Origin of the sequence: Dactylosporangium sp. CA-139066 (assembly GCF_050936175.1) — a bacterium.
Taxonomy (GTDB): Bacteria; Actinomycetota; Actinomycetes; order Mycobacteriales; family Micromonosporaceae; genus Dactylosporangium.
Map to the genome: position 1 here is coordinate 1,796,890 of NZ_JBNJNH010000001.1, position 15,295 is coordinate 1,812,184.

Below are 15,295 nucleotides of genomic sequence, written 5' to 3' on the forward strand. Positions count from 1 at the left end.
AGGCTCCACCGGCGCCGGGGGCACGGTGCCGGGTACCGCTGACCCCGGGGAGTCAGCGGTGCGGTGCGGGCGCAGTACCGGTGGCGGCCGGTGCCCGCGCCGCGGAGATCTGCTCCACGTCGCGTAGCCCGGCGTGGAGCAGGTTGGCGGCCTCCTCGGCGCGCCCACCCGCGTCGAGGAGGTCGCCCAGCGCCAGCACGACGGTCGCGAGCTCGCGGCCGTCGCCGGCGGCGCGGTAGCCGTCGGCGGCGGCGCGCAGGTGCCCCTCGGCGCCCGCCGCGTCGCCGCCGTCGAGCGCCAGCCGCGCCCGCGCGTGCGCGACCGCCGGCCCGTCCACTGTGGACTCAAGGAGGCGAGCGGCCTCGGCGCCGCGGCCCAGGGCCCGGAGCACCAGTGCGAGATCGGCCGCGACCGCGCCGTCGCCGGGCAGCCGCCGGTGAGCCTCCGCCAGGTCGGCCTCGGCCGAGGCCAGGTCCGCCTGGGCGACCGCGTGTTCGGCGCCGGCCGCGGCCAGGGCGCGGCCGCGCAGCCAGCGGCACCGCGCGAGCGCCGGGCGCAGCCGGGCCGCGCCGATCGCCGCCCGCGCCTGGGCGAGGGCCGGCTCCGCGCCCCGCTCGTCGCCGGCGGCCAGGAGCGTACCGGCCACGGCGAGGTGCCCGCGGGCCGCCGCGACCGGGTCGTCCGGGCCGGCGAGCGCCAACGCGGCCTCCGCCGATCGCGCGGCCGCGTCCCATTCGCCGGCCTGCGCGTGGTACACCGCAAGGTCCGCATTGAGCATCAGCAGCGCCGCCGGGTCGGGCAGGCCGGCCGCGTGCAGCTCCTCGACGGCCCGCGACAGCAGGTAGGCGGCGTAGCGCACGTCGCCCTGGGCCCGCACGCACGCGGCCCGGCCGGCCACCGCCCCGGCCCGCAGGTGCGGCGGGCGTCCGGCGCCGGCCTCCTCGGCCGCCGCGAAGCACTCGAGGGCGGCCGCCGTGTCGCCGGCGTCGAGGGCGAGCCGGCCGAGGCCCTCGTGCGCGCCGGCGGCCACCTCGGGATCCGCGGTCAGGCTCTGGTACGCCGACCGAGCACCGTCCACATCGGACAAAGCGGCGAGGTCGGCTTCGGTCAGGGCGCGCACGAGGAGTACACCCGCGGCGTCCTCCCGGCCGGTGAGCAGCTGCTGGCGGCTCACGCCCAGGCGGTGGGCGAAGTGGGCGAGCGCGTCGGTGCTCGGGGTGCGGCGGCCGGCCTCGACGGAGGAGACGTACGCGGCGGTGTAGCGCGGCTCGGCCAGCTGCCGCTGCGTGAGCCCCCGCGCCGTGCGCAGCGCGTGCACGCGCCCCCCGATGTCGCTCACCGCAGGCCCCCGGCAAGGCCGCGACCAAACCTGGCGGTGCCGCCGCTGACTGTCCGCGGCGCGGAAGCGCGCAGTCCGATGTCGCTCACCGCAGGCCCCCGCAGCGACTGGTGATGGCGTTCATCGCAGGACCCGGGCGGCCTCGAGGCCGCGGCGGAACGTGGCGGCGGCGTCGGCCGTGCCGCCCCGGGCCAGCTGCAGCTCGCCGAGCGCCCGGCAGGTCGCCATGACCTCGGCCATGAGCCCGATCCGGGCGTAGCGGTCGGCGGCCCGGCCGAGCAGGTCCTCGGCGCCGGCCTCCCCACGCGCCGCGGCGACGAGCCCGAGCAGCCGGTCGGCCTCGGCCATGCACTCCAGGTGCTGCGAGCGCGCGCACACCTCGGCCGCCTCGCGGGCCAGGCGCGCGGCCTCGGCGAGGTCGCCCTGCCGGCGGCGTACCTCGGCCAGCTCGAGCGCGGCGCCGGCGAGATCCTGCGCGGCGCCGACCCGTTCGAGCACCTGGCAGGCGGCGCCGAACGCCTCGGCCGCGCCGTCGAGCCGGCCGACGCGGCGCAGCACGTAGCCGTGGGCCCAGTGGCACAGCCCGACCTCGCGGGTCAGGCCGAGCTCCTCGTAGAGCCGGCCGGCCTCGGTGAACATCCGCTCGGCCGCGGGCAGCTCCGCCTCGGTGCGGCGCAGCTGGCCGGCGATGGTGAGGAACTGGCCCAGCCACTCGCGGTTGGTGGTCCCCGCCAGCAGCGGCTGGGCCTGCGCCTCGACCTGCCGGGCGCGGTCGCGCCAGTCGAGCTCCAGGTAGGCGTACATCAGGGCGCTCGACAGCCGCAGCTGCGCGTCCGCGTCGCCGTCGGGCCGGCGCCGCTCGGCGGTGAGCGCCGCCTCGATGCTCGCGACCGCGCCGGCCGCGTCCCCGCCCGCGAACTGGCAGTACGCGCGCCGGGCGAGCACCGCCGCCCTCGGCGCCGGGCCGGCCGCGGCCATGAGGTCGCCGAGGTCGTCGAAGGCGGCCATCGCCGCATTCAGGTCGCCGCGCTGCAGGCGGGCCTCGCCGACGAGGTACCCGGCCCAGGTGGCGAGGTCGGTGAGCGCGTATCGCGTGGCGTCGCGGCGCACCCGCCCGAACACGTCCTCGGCGGCCTCGGCCTCGCCGCGGGCCAGGGCGATGCGGGCCTCGCGCAGCGCCGCGGCCAGCTCGTCGGCGGCGCCCGGCGGGCGGCCGTGGCGCAGGTCGTCGAGCTCCACGTCGAGGCGGCGGGCCACGTGCCGCAGCAGATCGTCGGTGGGCGAACGGATCCCGGCCTCGACGGCGGCGAGCAGGGCGCGGCTGTACTCCGGCTGGGCGAGGTCGCGCTGGGTGAGCCCGCGGGCGGTCCGCAGCCGGCGGATGCCCGCCCCGACGGACTGCGCGGCCTGGGTACTCACGCACACCACTCTAACCGCGGCCGCGTGCGCTCAGGCCGCGCGGAAGCCGGCGCGGTACGTCTGCGGAGGCACGCCCACCGCGCGCCGGAAGTGGGGCCGCAGCGCGACGCCGTCGGCGAAGCCGCTCGCCCGGGCCACCGCGTCGATGCCGGCGTCCGTGGTGCTCAGCAGGTGCTGGGCGCGCAGCACGCGCTGGGTGAGCAGCCACTGCAACGGGGAGCAGCCGGTGGCCTGCCGGAAGCGGCGGTCGAACGTGCGGCGGCTCAGGTGTACGGCGGCGGCCAGCGCGTTCACGTCCAGCCCGGGCTCGCCGAGGCGGTCCAGGGCGAAGCGCATGGCGTCGGCGACGGCGTCGCCGGCCGGCAGGCGGGGGACCGGGTGCTCGACGAACTGGGCCTGGCCGCCGGCGCGCTGCGGTGCGACGACGAGCGTGCGCGCGGCCGCGTTGGCCACCTCGGGCCCGTGGTCGCGGCGCAGCAGATGCAGGCAGGCGTCGAGGCCGGCCGCGCTGCCGGCGCTGGTGACGATCGGGCCCTCGTCGACGTACAGGACGTCGCCGACGACGCTCACCTCGGGGAAGCGCGCGGCGAACGTGTCGAGGTGGCGCCAGTGGGTGGTGGCCCGGCGGCCGTCGAGCACGCCGGCCTCGGCCAGGACGAACGAGCCCAGGCACAGGCCCACGACCGTGGCGCCCTCGGCGTGGGCGCGGCGCACCGTCGCCAGCACCTCCGGCGCGACCGGCGCGCCGCCGGGGATGCGCCAGCCGGGGACGATCACGACGCCGGCCTCGTCGAGCGCGGCCAGCGGGTGGGGCGGGGTGATCGCGATGCCGGCGGTGGTCGTCAGCGGCCCGGGCACCTCGCCGGCGGTGCGCACCTCGAAGCCGGCGACGCCGAACACCCGGGGCGCGACGGCGACCTCCAGCATCGGGGCGCCGTCGCCGATGACGACGCCGATCACGGTACGGCTGCGGCTCATGGCTTGAATGTATCGGACATGGGCTTTTGCGCCACTGTCGCGCCCGCCACCGCGCGGCCAGGCTGGGGTCATGAGATTCCAGCGCTTCGGCGGGCCGACCGTCTCGTTCACCTACGGCGGCCTGCGCTTCGTGACCGACCCGACCTTCGACGAGCCGGGCGAGTACCCGATCGGCGACCGCACGCTGGTCAAGACGGCCCCGCCGCTCGCGCCGGCCCCGGACGCGGCCGACGTCGTGCTGCTGTCCCACGACCAGCACCCCGACAACCTGGACCGCTCCGGTCGCGATTTCCTTTCGTCGGTACCCCTGGTGCTGTCCACCCCCACCGCCGCCGGACGCCTCGGTGGCGGCGTGCGCGGGCTGGAGCCGTGGGCGTCGGCGCACCAGGGCGGCGTCACCGTCACGGCCGTGCCCGCGCAGCACGGGCCGGACGGCACCGAGCACCTCACCGGGCCCGTCACCGGGTTCGTGCTGGCCGCCTCCGGGGCGCCGACGGTGTACGTCAGCGGCGACAACGCCTCGCTCCCCGTCGTGCGGCAGGTCGCGGACCGCTTCCCCGACATCGAGGTCGCCGTGCTCTTCGGCGGCGCGGCCCGCACCGCGCTGCTCGGCGCGGCGAACCTGACCCTCGACGCCGCCGGCCTGGTCGAGGCCGCCCGCATCCTCGGCGCCCGCGAGGTCGCCGTCGTGCACGTCGACTCGTGGGCCCACTTCACCGAGGGCCACGACGACGTCCGGGTCGCGTTCGACGAGGCCGGCCTGGGGTCCGTGCTGGTGTAATACGGAGATGCGGATTCGTCACCGGGGCGCCGAGCCGAGCATCGATCCGAGCGCCTGGGTCGCGCCGGAGCTGTTCGTCCCGCCGATGACGGTCGCGATCGGCGCGGCGTTCGGCGTGGAGCACGAGTGGACGGACCGCACGGCCCGGTACGAGCGCATGGCCGAGGTCCGCGTCGCCGAGTTCGCCGAGCACGCCTCCGACGAGATCATCGAGGCCTGACGCCGCGCCCGATGTCCATGAGGTGGTGCTCGCCCTCGTGGACGGTGTGCCGCCCGAGCCACAGCAGCGTCCGCGGGACCGGCTCCGGCCACGGGTAGAGCCCGACCCGGTCGAGCTGGGCGGCGTCGAGCGCCCCGAACGCCGCCGCCAGCATGGACGCGTTCGCCCCGAGATCGGCGACGACCCGGCCCGGTTCCTGCTCGTTGTAGGCCCGGCTCACCACGAGCTCGTCCCGCCCCATCGGCACGAACTCGGGCGCGTCCACGCGCAGCGCGAGCTCGAGCCGCTCGCGTTGCACGGCGAACACGTCACGGACGTGGCAGGTGTACTCGAGCGCCGACCACACACCGTCCGCCGGCCGCCGCCGGATGTCCTCGACGCCGGCGAGGGCCTCCGCGTAGCGCCCGGCGAACGCCTCGAGCCGCGCGGGAACCTCGCCCGCCGCGACGTCCTCGTAGCCGTATCCACATTCGTCGCAGTGATCCACGGCGCCACCGTATCGCCGCGCGGCGCGGTCGAGACACGGCCAAAACGAGCAGCCTGGCCCGCGCCCCCCTCGGTCAGGGCGCCGGCTGGAAGACCAGGCGCCCGACGAGCCGGAACGGCAGGCGCCCCGTGCGCACCATCTCGCGGCGCGACGCAATGCCCGGCACCTCCCCGCGCCCCAGCGCCACCCGCGCGTCATAGATCCACATGCGCCCGCCCGGCCGCAGGACGCGGCGCAGCTCGCGCACGCCCGCCGCCGGCTCGGTCCAGTGGTGCAGGCTCATCGACGACACGATCAGGTCGAACTCGCCGTCCATGAACGGCAGCGCGGCCACGTCGGCGACCATGAACGTCACCCGGTCGGCCACCCCGGCCGCATCGGCGCTGCGGCGGGCCTCCTCGATCATCTCCGCCGACAGGTCGACGCCGTCGATGCGGGCGCCCGGGACCGCCCGGGCGAGCGCGAGCGGCACGGTGCCCGGGCCGGTGCCGGCGTCGAGGATCCGGGCGCCCGGGGGCAGGCCGGCGCCCGCGACGTCGGCGGCGATCCGGCGGTACATGGGTGAGAAGAAGGGGCGGACCAGGCCGTGGTAGATGCGGGCGTGGCCGGCGAGACCGAACATGCGCTCATGCAGCTTCATCGTGAACAGACCCCTCATCGGTTCGTGCGCACAGGTTTCCGAACACGATGTTCGGTTACGCTGCGGGGGCGGCGTGCGGTACCGAACGGAAGTCGCATTTCGTCCGGAAACGGAGGGCGGGGGTGGACCGCCGGGTGCGCCGCACGCGCCGGATTCTCGGCGAGGCGCTGGTCGAGCTGATCATCGAGCAGGGGTACGAGGCCACGACCGTCCAGGACGTGCTCGACCGGGCCGACGTCGGGCGCTCCACCTTCTACGCGCACTTCCGCGACAAGGACGCGTTGCTCATGGCCGGGTTCGAGGACCTCGTCGAGCGGCTGCGGGCCGACCTCGACGCGCTCGGGCCGGGTGCGCCGCCCGAGCCGGGGCAGCCGGTCGTCGGGCTGTTCGCGCACGCGTACCGCAACCGCACCCTCTACGCCGCGCTGTTCGGCCGCCGCGGCGGGCCCGCGTTCCGACGTCCATTCCTCGTAGAGGGACGCCTGCACGACCTGCTCGCCGGGCTCCTGCGGCCGCATCTCGCCCCGCACCTGGCGGCGGCCGGGTCGGACCTGCCGGTCGACGGGGTGGTCGAGTTCGCCACCAGCGGCGCGATCGGGCTGCTGGTGTGGTGGATCGACGACGGGTTCCGGCAGCCGCCGCAGCGGATGGCGCTGATGTACCAGCGGCTGGCCGCGCCCGGGATCTCCGCGGCGGTCGGGGGGCCGCCGTTTCCCAGCGAACTCCCAGGGTCCGCACAGCACGCCGGGAACCGGCTCGCCGATCGTTGAGCGCATGACTACAGCGGCGGTGCCGGTGCGGCGCCACGACACGCCCTGGTGGTGGGCCGACGCCGCCGGGATCGCGGCCGGGGCGTCGCTGCTCGTCGTCGCCGCGCTGTGGGTGCACGGCGGCGGGGCGGGCGAGGTCGCCGGCGGCGGGTGGGCGGGGGTCACCGCGGCCGGGCGGCTGGCCGGGCTGTTCGCCGCCGACCTCATGCTCCTGCAGGTCCTGCTGCTGGCCCGGATCCCGGCCGTGGAGCGCGCCTTCGGGCAGGACCGGCTCGCCCGCTGGCACCGCTGGACCGGGTTCACCTCGTTCCATCTCATGGCCGCGCACGTGCTGCTCGTCGTCCTGGGCTACGCCGGGCAGGCGCACGCGGGCGTGCTCGACGAGCTGTGGGACCTCGTCACCGACTATCCGGGCATGCTGCTCGCCGCGGCCGGCGTCGCCGCGCTGATCATGGTCACCGTCACGTCCCTGCGGGCCGCGCGGCGGCGGCTGCGCTACGAGTCGTGGCATTTGCTGCATCTGTACGCGTACCTCGGCGTCGGCCTGGCCCTGCCGCACCAGCTGTGGACGGGCGCGGACTTCATCGGCTCCGTGGCCGCGCGCGCCTACTGGTGGACGCTCTACGCCGCCGCGGCCGGCGCCGTGCTCGTCTTCCGGGTCGGGCTGCCGCTGTGGCGCAGCCGCCGCCACGCGCTGCGCGTGGGCGAGGTGCGCGCCGAGGGGCCCGGGCTGGTCTCGGTGTACCTGCGCGGGCGCCGCCTCGACCGGCTGCCGGTGCGGGCCGGGCAGTTCTTCCTGTGGCGCTTCCTCGACGGCCCCGGCTGGTCGCGCGCCCACCCGTACTCGCTGTCCGGCCCGCCCCGCGACGACCTGCTGCGCATCACCGTCAAGGATCTCGGCGACGGCAGCGCGCGGGTGGCGGCGCTGCGCCCGGGCACCCGGGTGCTCATCGAGGGCCCGTACGGGCGGCTCACCGGCGAGACGTACCGCGGCGGCCCGGTGACCATGTTCGCCTGCGGCGTGGGCGTCACGCCGCTGCTGGCCCTGCTGTGGGACCTGCCGTACACCGCGGGCCAGGCGACCCTCGTCTACCGCGCCCGCACCGAGGCCGACCTCGCCTTCCGCGACGAGCTGGCCTGGCTGGCCCGGCACCGCGGGGTGCGGATCGTGACCCTGCTCGGCCCGCGCGCCGAGGGCTCGTGGCTGCCGCGGGGCCTCGCCGGGGCGGCGCTGCCCGCGGTCGTGCCGGGCGTGGCCGGCCATCACGTCTACGTCTGCGGCCCCGAGGCCTGGACCGATGTCGTACTGCGGGAGGCCCGCGCCGCCGGCGTCGCGCCCGACCGCCTGCACACCGAACGATTCGCCTGGTGACCCGGAGGACTCCCTGATGCGACGGATCGTGCTGTGGCTGGCCTCGACCGTGGCCGCGCTGGTGCTGCTGTTCGGGTACCGCACGAGCACCATGGGACCGGGCGGCGCGACGCCGCCGCCGGCCGCCGCGGCGGCGCCCCCGGCGACGGGCACCGGCTCGGGCAAGACCTACGACGGCTCCGTCGCCCCGACCCGCTGGGGCCCGGTGCAGGTGCGGATCACCGTCGACAACGGCAGGATCACCGACGTGACGGCGGTCACCTACCCGACGAACAACCGGCGCGACCGGGAGATCAACCAGTACGCGCTGCCGCGGCTGCGCACCGAGGTCCTGCAGGCCCAGAGCGCCGACATCGACACCGTCTCCGGCGCCACCGTGACCAGCGACGGGTACCGCCGGTCCCTGCAGGCCGCCCTTGATGCGGCAAACATTGATTGATCCGTTATCGGGAATTTGTGGGATCGGGCGACCCGGACCGGTAGTGAGGCGCACAATCGGCCGGTCCCTTGTCCGCCCGTTCCCGGGAGCGAAGCGCCGCATGACCGCCCGCCCGCCGTCGGCCGTCACCCTCGATCCCGGGGCCACCCGCGTGAGCGGGCTGCGCCGGCCGCTGCACGTGCGCCAGCGCTGCCGGCTGCTCTTCCTCAACATGCAGGAGCAGGGCCCGATCCGGGACCTGGGCCTGACGCCGTACCGCGACTGGATCGCCGAGGTGACCCGCCTCGACCCGGACCAGATCCAGGTCGTGCACGTCGCCGACGGCGAGCCCCTGCCGGCCACGATCGAGGCGCACGGCATCATCGGCGGCGGCTCCGGCCACTCCTCCTACGAGGAGCTGCCGTGGATCCGGCGGGTGAAGCAGTTTCTGAGCGAGGCGCAGCGCCAGGGCGTGCCCGAGCTGCACATCTGCTGGTCGCACCAGGCGAAGGCGGAGACGGCCGGCGCGGTGTGCAAGGTCGGGCACCGCGGCCGCCGCTTCGGCATCGAGCGCCTCACCCTGACGCCCGCGGGCCGGCAGGACCCGCTGTTCCACGGCCTGCCGGACAGCTTCGACGTCTTCACCTCGCACGTCGACGCGGTGTACGACGTGCCGCCCTCCTCCCCGCTGGGCGCGGCGACCGAGCTCGCGTACGGCGAGGTGTACCGCAACGAGTCCCTGGCGATCGGCCCGACGGCCCGCACGCTGCAGGTCCACCCGGAGCTGACCTCGGGCATCGCCGCCGCCCTGGCCCGGGTCCGCCGCCCCCAGCTCATCGCCGAGGGCCAGCTGGGCCCGTCGGAGGCCGACTACGCCGCGTTCCTCGAGGAGCTCGACTGGGCCGACCACGAGATTCGCGCCCGCATGCGCATGCTGCTGGACAACTGGCTGCGCTACTACGTGGCCCCGGCGATGAGCCCCGAGGTGGCCGCCGCCGGCCACCGCTGACGGCTCAGCTGGCGAACATCCCGGTCGCGTTGAGCCAGGTGCCGGTGATGCCGCCCGCGGCCGGCGAGGCCAGGAACGCGATCGTCCCGGCGATCTCGGCCAGGGTGGGGGAGCGGCGCAGCATCCGGGCGGCGTCGAGGCCCGCGTGGATGCCCGACAGGGCGTTCGCGTCGATCGCGGCGTTCACCGCCTGCAGCTTCTCCAGCGTCAGGGTCTCCAGCAGGCCGGCGACCCAGATGCCCATGACCCGCACGCCGCTCGGGCCGACCTCCATCGCCAGGTTGCGCACGAACGTGTCCAGCGCCGCGTCGGCCGGACCGGTGCTGCCCATCATCGGGCTGCCGTGCGCCGAGCCGCTGTCCAGGGCCAGGATCAGGCCCGCGCCCTGTACGGTCATGCGCCGGGCGGCGGCGCGGGCCGTGATGAAGTTGGTGGTGAGGCCGTTGGTGACGGCGCGGGTGAAGTCGGCCGCCGCCATGTCGACCAGCGGGACGCCCTGCATGTCGCCGCGCGGAACCAGGTTGAGCGAGACGTCGATGCGGCCGACGGACTCGGCGTGGGCCTCGACGGCGGCCTCGTCGTAGGCGTCGACGACCGCGGGCTCGGCCTTGCCGCCGGCCTCGCGGATGCGGGCGGCGAGCGCCTCGAGCGTGCCGGCCGTGCGGCCGGCCAGGTGCACCGTCGCCCCGCGGCGCGCGAACTCCTCCGCCACCGCCGTGCCGATGCCGCCCGCCGCGCCGTAGATGATGACGTTCATTGCTGGGAACTCCTCGTCGTCGACCCCGGCCGTGTGCCGTGGACGCGAGGTGTAACGCCACCCTCCGGCGGAACTCATCGGTCCGCGCGGAAAAATTATCCGAGCGACTGCGCCTGGGCGACGACCAGGTCCTCGATGCCGAGCAGGAAGCGCTCCATGTCGGAGCGGGGCAGCACGGCGGCGTCGGCGGTCATCGCGAGCTCCAGGCTGCCGGGCGCGTCCTGCGCGTCGAGGGCGAACGTGGTGTTGCGGCGCGGGGCGTGCTCGACCGGCCACGTCAGCGTGGTGCGCGAGCGGGCGCGCTCCAGCGGCTCGGCCTCCGGGCGGCCGTAGCCGAGCATCGACATCAGCCCGCGGGTGTCGTTGACGAAGCACGAGTGGTCGCAGGCGTCGCGCAGGGCGGCGATGTCGCGGTCCAGGGCGAGCTTGTCGTAGTACGCGTGGCGCTGGGCCGACAGCGCGGCGCCGAACGTGCGGCGCACGAGGTCGGCGAAGTCGCCGGCGGTGGCCGGCAGGTGCAGCAGGCCCTCCTGGGCGATGGTGTTGACCGCGCCGGCCATGCCGGGCAGGAACCGGTTGTTCACCACGATCTGGAACACCGCGTCGGGGGCGCCGCCCAGCCGGGCCGCGGCGGCCGCCGCCGCGGCCAGCAGCACCGAGTGCGGGTTGACGGCCAGGCCGGCGGCGACCCGGTCCAGCGCCAGGGCCAGCGCGGGGGAGTTGAGCACCGCGTTGGGGAACGCCGCGGCCGGCGCGCGCCCGGCCCGGCCCGGAAACTGGCTGGCCGGCCCGGAGGCCAGCTTCTGCAGCCAGGAGCGGCGGGCGGCGGCGTCGCGGCGGCGGCCCTTCTCCGAGACCTGGTACGCCGCCTCCTCCAGCGGCTGCTGCCGCTCCTCGCCGCCCGGATCCTCACCCGCGCACAGGGCGGCGGCGTCGGCGAGCAGGTTGCGCAGGCCCCATCCGTCGGAGGCGGTGTGCGACAGGAACAGGATCACGTAGGCGGCGCGGCCGCCGGCGAGGACGGCGCCGACCCGCAGCGGCAGCTCGCGCTCGGCGTCGAACGGGACCGCCATCAGCTCGTCCCGCAACGCGTACGCGGTCGCGGTGACGTCCGCGGGCTCGCACCCGCGCGTGTGCAGCTCGACCGCGCCGGCCGGGTGGGCGACCTGCTCGAGCCGGTCGCCGTCGGCGCGCAGCGTGGTGTGCAGCGAGTCGTGCCGCGCCAGCAGCGCCCGGATCACGTCGCCCAGGCGGTCCAGCGGCAGGGCCGGGTCCGGCGCCAGCCCGCCGCTGACGTTGTACCGCGCCGCGTCGTCGCCGAGCCGGCGCACCACGTCCCAGATCGCGCTCTGTCCCCAGGTGGCCGGGCCGGTGCCGGAGCGGAGCCCGGCGAACGCGATCTGCGACTGCATGCGGTGGAGTCTTCTGGATCGAAGCGATGGTTGTCGACGCCCGATCGAGCCCTATATAGCGGGCGCCGACCCATCGACCAGGGAATGTCGTAGCGGGGCGCCTCGCCCGTCACCCGGCAGAGTCCGCCATCCGGTCGTTGGCGGCATCGACACGGGCGCGAACGGCCGCGAGCGGATCGGAATAGAAGGCGTCGAGCGCCGGTGCGGCCGCGCCGCGGATCAGCGACGACGGGCCGACGAGCGCGGCCGGGCGCACCGGGGTCTCCTCGTGGGGCAGGGTGCAGTGTTCGCGGGCGGCGGCGACGAGGCCGTCGAAGTGCTCGAGGGCGAGGCGCACGCCGCCGCCGACGACCACGACCTCGGGGTCGAACAGGTCCAGCAGGGCGCCGATCGCGGCGCCGATGCGGCGGGCCCGCTCGGCCAGCAGCGCGTCGGCCGCGGCCGCGTGGGCGGAGTCGCCGCGGGCCACGGCGGCGAGGTCCTCGATGAGCGCGCCGGCGGGCACCAGGCCGGCCTCCTGGGCGGCGGCGAGGACGGCGGCGTCGCCGGCCACCGCCCGGAGGCAGCCGCCGCGACCGCAGGAGCACGGGTCGCCGGCCCGGGCGCCGCCGAAGCCGGCGAGGTGGTCGATCGTGCCGGCCGCGGCGTTGCGGCCGCGCGCGACCCGGCCGCCCAGCACGTGGGCGCAGCCGATGACGTTGCCGGCGAAGACGTACAGCACGTCGTCGACGCCCTGCGCGGCGCCGCCGCGGGCCTCGGCGAGGGCGAGGGCGCGCACGCTCGAGTCCACCGCCGGCTCCGGCAGCCCGTCGATGCGCAGCCCGTCGCGCAGCGCCACGTCGCGCCAGCCGAGGCCGGGCAGCTCGCGGACCACGCCCGTCTCCGGCAGCACCCAGCCGCCGCTGCAGGCGCCGTAGCCGAGCACCTGGCCGGGGCCGGCGCCGTCCTGGGCGAGGACCTCCTCGACGAGCCGGCGGGCGCGGGCGATGACGGAACCGGGGCGGGTCGCGGCGCCGTGCGCGCGGGCCCGCTGCGCGACGACCTCGCCGCCGAGGTCGACCAGGCCGACGGTGACGCGCCGCAGCCCGATGTGCACGCCGACGAAGCGGTGCCGGGTGCGGTCGAGCTCCACCGGCACGCGCGGCCGGCCGGGCTCACGGGCGGCCGGCACGGGGTCGCGGGTCTCGCCGATGAACCCGGCCCGGACCAGATCGGCGGTGATCTTCGTGACCGCCGTGGGGCTCAGCCCGACGGCGAGGGCGATCTCGGTTCGCGACAGCGGGCCGCGGGTGCGCACCGCGCGCAGGACGGCGGCCGCGTTGCGCCGGCGTAACCCGTCCAGCTGCAGCCCGTCCGCGTCGCTCACGCCGGCAAATGTATCGCCTCGGCCGGGACTGTCCCGTATGGCGGAAAGCGCCGTTGACGGGTGCCTTCGGTGACTTTCCAACGATCGCCGGGCCGGCGTGCGGGGGCCCTGACGGATCCGGTCCCGGGACATGGCGCGGCGGCGGACGGCTGCCGATACGGTGGGTGACGCCGGGGTTGCGGTAAATTGCAGATGCTGCAAAACGGCGCCCTGGGCTTCCGCCAAGATACGCAATAGCATCGATGCGTCCAATTGTGGAGGACCGATGCTGGCGCACCGGCCCTCCGTTACACGCCGTCAGGCGTCATCGGTTCCAACGCGGCACGGTGATGTGCCGTCACACAATTCACCGACGGTGTCGGCAGCACCGCCGTTGATCCATCACCTCGTTTCGTGGGCGGGCTCGAAGCTGCCTTGCTTCGTGCCGCTCACAAACGATTCCCAATCCATGGGCGTAAATTGTAAAACGGGCCCATGGGGGTCCTTGCTGTCCCGGACGCCGATTCTTGTGTCGGCGACCGCGACTTCGACACAATTTGCGCCGCCGTTGCCGTTGCTCCGGCTGCTCTTACGCCAGGCGGCCTGGTCAAAATTCGCCATGCATAGCACACCTCCCTTCCCTGCGGACTCCTCAGCGGTCAGAGGTCGTCGAGCAGGCGCTGGATCATGCCGGTCGACGCCTCCGGCGTGAGTGCTCTGGTGCTGAGGCGCTCGAACTCGAGCCGATAACGCTTGACCTCTGAAGGCTGCTCCTCGTAGTAGTCCCCGGCAAGCCCTTCGAGGTACACGACATCCAGGTGGGCGACGTCAGGGAACTCCAGGAGCGCGACCGAACCGCCCAGAAACGCATGCTCGCCGGCGTCGAACGGCAGCACCTGGAACGTGACGTTGGGCAGCGCGGCGAGGTCGATGAGGCGGCGGTACTGATCGGCCATGACCTGCGGGCCGCCGACCTGCCGGCGGACCACCGACTCGTCGACGATGGCCCAGAACTCCAGCGGTGACGGGCCGGTCAGCCGCCGCTGCCTGGTCATCCGCAGCTCGACGCGGCGGTCGTTGGCCTCCTGCGGGTCGTGGCTGCGGCCGCTGCCGATGAGCGCGCGCATGTATCGCTCGCTCTGCAGCAGCCCGGGCAGCACGATGGGCTCCCACACCTTGGCCGAGGAGGCGTCGGCCTCCATCCCGACGAAGTTGCCGGGGCGCATGACGTCCTTGTAGTCCGTCCACCAGCCTCGATGGCGGGCCAGCCGGGCCAGGGTCATGAGCGCGTCGCGGTAGTCGCTGTCGGCCACGCCGTACAGCGTCAGCAGGTCGTTGACGTCCCGCGGGGTCACCGGGACCCGCGCGTTCTCGATGCGGGTGACCTTCGCCGAATGCCACTCGAAATGCCGGGAGACCTGCTCCTGCGTGTAACCGGCGTCCTCGCGGCACTTCTTCAGCTCGGCGGCCAGGCGACGGCGGCGCAGGGTCGGCCCCTCGTCGACAGCCACCGGTACCTCCTCGGGTGTCTGCACGCCGATGACCATAGTCGGTGCGGGATTTCGACGTTGTCCGATACTCGGAGTCTAGTACTCGTTGCACTACGCGCAGTGCTTGGTACATGATGCTTGAGACATCGAGGACGATCCTTCATTCATTCATGATCTCCTTTTGCCACGTGCCGAGGAGCGTGATTCACGGTGCTTGCCAACAGCTACTACCTGATTGCGCACGACGACCGGACGGGCCGTTCCCGACTGCACCCGAGGGCGACCGGGCTCGGCCTGGCGGCGGGCCTGCTGGGCGAGCTCATGCTCTTCGGCCGGCTGCGGGCGATGACGGGCGACCTGTATGTGGTCAGCCAGGAACCGCCGGGCGACTCGCTCGCCCACACTCTGCTCGACCTGCTCGTGGCCCAGCCCCAGCACAAGGAGATCCGCACCTGGCTGGCCTATCTGTCGCAGGACGCGGCGGACCAGGTCGGCGAGCGGCTGCTGCGGGCCGGCGTGGTCGAGCCGGTGACGAAGCGCAAGCTGCTCGGGGCCCAGACGCTGTACATGCCGGTCAGCCCGGACCAGCGCAACGCCGCCGCCTGGGAGTCGATCCGGCTCGCCGAGGCGCTCGGCCGGCGCCGGTCGATGAACCTCTCCGACCGCGTGCTCGTGGCTCTGGTCGTGGCCACGGGCCTGACGCGGTACGTCTTCTTCAGCCCCCAGCAGCAGCGCGACTGCATGCAGAACATGCCGGGGATCATGAGCTCCCTGCCCGACGACCTCGTCCAGCTGGTGCAGTACACCGAGGCCGCGGTGGGCTCCGCCCTGGCCGCCGGCCGCCGCTAGAGCCCCGCA

Annotated in this window: 17 protein-coding genes; 7 read left to right on the top strand and 10 right to left on the bottom strand. The window is 75.1% G+C overall.

Annotated elements, in window-relative coordinates; genetic code table 11:
* Nucleotides 1–52: 52 nt before the first annotated feature.
* From ACQEVU_RS08280 to ACQEVU_RS08290, 3 genes are all read right to left on the bottom strand, one after another.
* The gene (locus ACQEVU_RS08280) at nucleotides 53–1,339 is read right to left on the bottom strand and encodes a helix-turn-helix domain-containing protein (protein WP_433321951.1); all 1,287 of its coding nucleotides are present in this window, start codon (nucleotides 1,337–1,339) and stop codon (nucleotides 53–55) included.
* Between the two features lie 120 nt (nucleotides 1,340–1,459).
* Entirely contained in the window at nucleotides 1,460–2,758 is a 1,299-nt protein-coding gene (locus ACQEVU_RS08285; protein ID WP_433321952.1) for a helix-turn-helix domain-containing protein, read from the bottom strand.
* Between the two features lie 30 nt (nucleotides 2,759–2,788).
* A complete protein-coding gene (locus tag ACQEVU_RS08290; RefSeq protein WP_433321953.1) occupies nucleotides 2,789–3,736 on the bottom strand; it encodes a GlxA family transcriptional regulator in 948 nt (315 codons plus the stop codon).
* 70 nt (nucleotides 3,737–3,806) lie between these two features.
* Here ACQEVU_RS08290 and ACQEVU_RS08295 point away from each other — a divergent pair, with 70 nt between their 5' ends.
* Nucleotides 3,807–4,517 (top strand): MBL fold metallo-hydrolase, encoded by a 711-nt coding sequence (locus ACQEVU_RS08295; protein WP_433321954.1) that lies wholly within the window; start codon nucleotides 3,807–3,809, stop codon nucleotides 4,515–4,517.
* Nucleotides 4,518–4,524: 7 nt separating this feature from the next.
* Complete coding sequence (locus tag ACQEVU_RS08300) at nucleotides 4,525–4,737, top strand: hypothetical protein (protein WP_433321955.1); 213 nt, start codon at nucleotides 4,525–4,527, stop codon at nucleotides 4,735–4,737.
* Here the strand turns inward: ACQEVU_RS08300 and ACQEVU_RS08305 are convergent.
* Complete coding sequence (locus ACQEVU_RS08305; RefSeq protein WP_433321956.1) at nucleotides 4,724–5,224, bottom strand: DinB family protein; 501 nt, start codon at nucleotides 5,222–5,224, stop codon at nucleotides 4,724–4,726. The genes ACQEVU_RS08300 and ACQEVU_RS08305 overlap by 14 nt on opposite strands.
* Nucleotides 5,225–5,297: 73 nt before the next feature.
* On the bottom strand, nucleotides 5,298–5,864 hold the full coding sequence (locus ACQEVU_RS08310; RefSeq protein ID WP_433321957.1) for a class I SAM-dependent methyltransferase: 567 nt from the start codon (nucleotides 5,862–5,864) through the stop codon (nucleotides 5,298–5,300).
* A gap of 122 nt (nucleotides 5,865–5,986) precedes the next feature.
* Here ACQEVU_RS08310 and ACQEVU_RS08315 point away from each other — a divergent pair, with 122 nt between their 5' ends.
* The 4 genes from ACQEVU_RS08315 (at nucleotide 5,987) to ACQEVU_RS08330 (ending at nucleotide 9,433) form a co-directional block, all read left to right on the top strand.
* Entirely contained in the window at nucleotides 5,987–6,634 is a 648-nt protein-coding gene (locus ACQEVU_RS08315) for a TetR/AcrR family transcriptional regulator (RefSeq protein ID WP_433321958.1), read from the top strand.
* Between the two features lie 4 nt (nucleotides 6,635–6,638).
* Nucleotides 6,639–8,006, top strand: a complete 1,368-nt coding sequence (locus ACQEVU_RS08320) for a ferredoxin reductase family protein (protein WP_433321959.1) — start codon at nucleotides 6,639–6,641, stop codon at nucleotides 8,004–8,006.
* Nucleotides 8,007–8,022: 16 nt separating this feature from the next.
* Nucleotides 8,023–8,445 (top strand): FMN-binding protein, encoded by a 423-nt coding sequence (locus ACQEVU_RS08325; protein ID WP_433321960.1) that lies wholly within the window; start codon nucleotides 8,023–8,025, stop codon nucleotides 8,443–8,445.
* Nucleotides 8,446–8,545: 100 nt separating this feature from the next.
* A complete protein-coding gene (locus tag ACQEVU_RS08330) occupies nucleotides 8,546–9,433 on the top strand; it encodes a type 1 glutamine amidotransferase (protein WP_433321961.1) in 888 nt (295 codons plus the stop codon).
* 4 nt (nucleotides 9,434–9,437) lie between these two features.
* Here ACQEVU_RS08330 and ACQEVU_RS08335 read toward each other — a convergent pair whose 3' ends face one another.
* The 5 genes from ACQEVU_RS08335 to ACQEVU_RS08355 all read right to left on the bottom strand — a co-directional run bounded on the left by ACQEVU_RS08335 (nucleotide 9,438) and on the right by ACQEVU_RS08355 (nucleotide 14,482).
* Nucleotides 9,438–10,190 (bottom strand): SDR family NAD(P)-dependent oxidoreductase, encoded by a 753-nt coding sequence (locus tag ACQEVU_RS08335; protein ID WP_433321963.1) that lies wholly within the window; start codon nucleotides 10,188–10,190, stop codon nucleotides 9,438–9,440.
* Between the two features lie 95 nt (nucleotides 10,191–10,285).
* A complete protein-coding gene (locus ACQEVU_RS08340) occupies nucleotides 10,286–11,602 on the bottom strand; it encodes a condensation domain-containing protein (RefSeq protein ID WP_433321964.1) in 1,317 nt (438 codons plus the stop codon).
* Between the two features lie 109 nt (nucleotides 11,603–11,711).
* On the bottom strand, nucleotides 11,712–12,968 hold the full coding sequence (locus tag ACQEVU_RS08345; RefSeq protein ID WP_433321965.1) for an ROK family protein: 1,257 nt from the start codon (nucleotides 12,966–12,968) through the stop codon (nucleotides 11,712–11,714).
* A gap of 381 nt (nucleotides 12,969–13,349) precedes the next feature.
* Complete coding sequence (locus tag ACQEVU_RS08350) at nucleotides 13,350–13,568, bottom strand: DUF397 domain-containing protein (RefSeq protein WP_433321966.1); 219 nt, start codon at nucleotides 13,566–13,568, stop codon at nucleotides 13,350–13,352.
* 38 nt (nucleotides 13,569–13,606) lie between these two features.
* A complete protein-coding gene (locus ACQEVU_RS08355) occupies nucleotides 13,607–14,482 on the bottom strand; it encodes a helix-turn-helix domain-containing protein (protein WP_433321967.1) in 876 nt (291 codons plus the stop codon).
* A gap of 165 nt (nucleotides 14,483–14,647) precedes the next feature.
* Between ACQEVU_RS08355 and ACQEVU_RS08360 the strand changes: the two genes are divergently transcribed.
* Entirely contained in the window at nucleotides 14,648–15,286 is a 639-nt protein-coding gene (locus ACQEVU_RS08360; protein WP_433321968.1) for a GOLPH3/VPS74 family protein, read from the top strand.
* Nucleotides 15,287–15,295: the final 9 nt, after the last annotated feature.

What these genes read in the sequence shown, in the direction of transcription:
- ACQEVU_RS08300 (WP_433321955.1), top strand. Translation starts at nt 4,525, where the DNA reads ATGCGGATTCGTCACCGGGGCGCCGAGCCGAGCATCGATCCGAGCGCC.
- ACQEVU_RS08310 (WP_433321957.1), bottom strand. Translation starts at nt 5,864, where the DNA reads ATGAAGCTGCATGAGCGCATGTTCGGTCTCGCCGGCCACGCCCGCATC.
- ACQEVU_RS08295 (WP_433321954.1), top strand. Translation starts at nt 3,807, where the DNA reads ATGAGATTCCAGCGCTTCGGCGGGCCGACCGTCTCGTTCACCTACGGC.
- ACQEVU_RS08335 (WP_433321963.1), bottom strand. Translation starts at nt 10,190, where the DNA reads ATGAACGTCATCATCTACGGCGCGGCGGGCGGCATCGGCACGGCGGTG.
- ACQEVU_RS08340 (WP_433321964.1), bottom strand. Translation starts at nt 11,602, where the DNA reads ATGCAGTCGCAGATCGCGTTCGCCGGGCTCCGCTCCGGCACCGGCCCG.
- ACQEVU_RS08330 (WP_433321961.1), top strand. Translation starts at nt 8,546, where the DNA reads ATGACCGCCCGCCCGCCGTCGGCCGTCACCCTCGATCCCGGGGCCACC.
- ACQEVU_RS08320 (WP_433321959.1), top strand. Translation starts at nt 6,639, where the DNA reads ATGACTACAGCGGCGGTGCCGGTGCGGCGCCACGACACGCCCTGGTGG.
- ACQEVU_RS08350 (WP_433321966.1), bottom strand. Translation starts at nt 13,568, where the DNA reads ATGGCGAATTTTGACCAGGCCGCCTGGCGTAAGAGCAGCCGGAGCAAC.
- ACQEVU_RS08290 (WP_433321953.1), bottom strand. Translation starts at nt 3,736, where the DNA reads ATGAGCCGCAGCCGTACCGTGATCGGCGTCGTCATCGGCGACGGCGCC.
- ACQEVU_RS08325 (WP_433321960.1), top strand. Translation starts at nt 8,023, where the DNA reads ATGCGACGGATCGTGCTGTGGCTGGCCTCGACCGTGGCCGCGCTGGTG.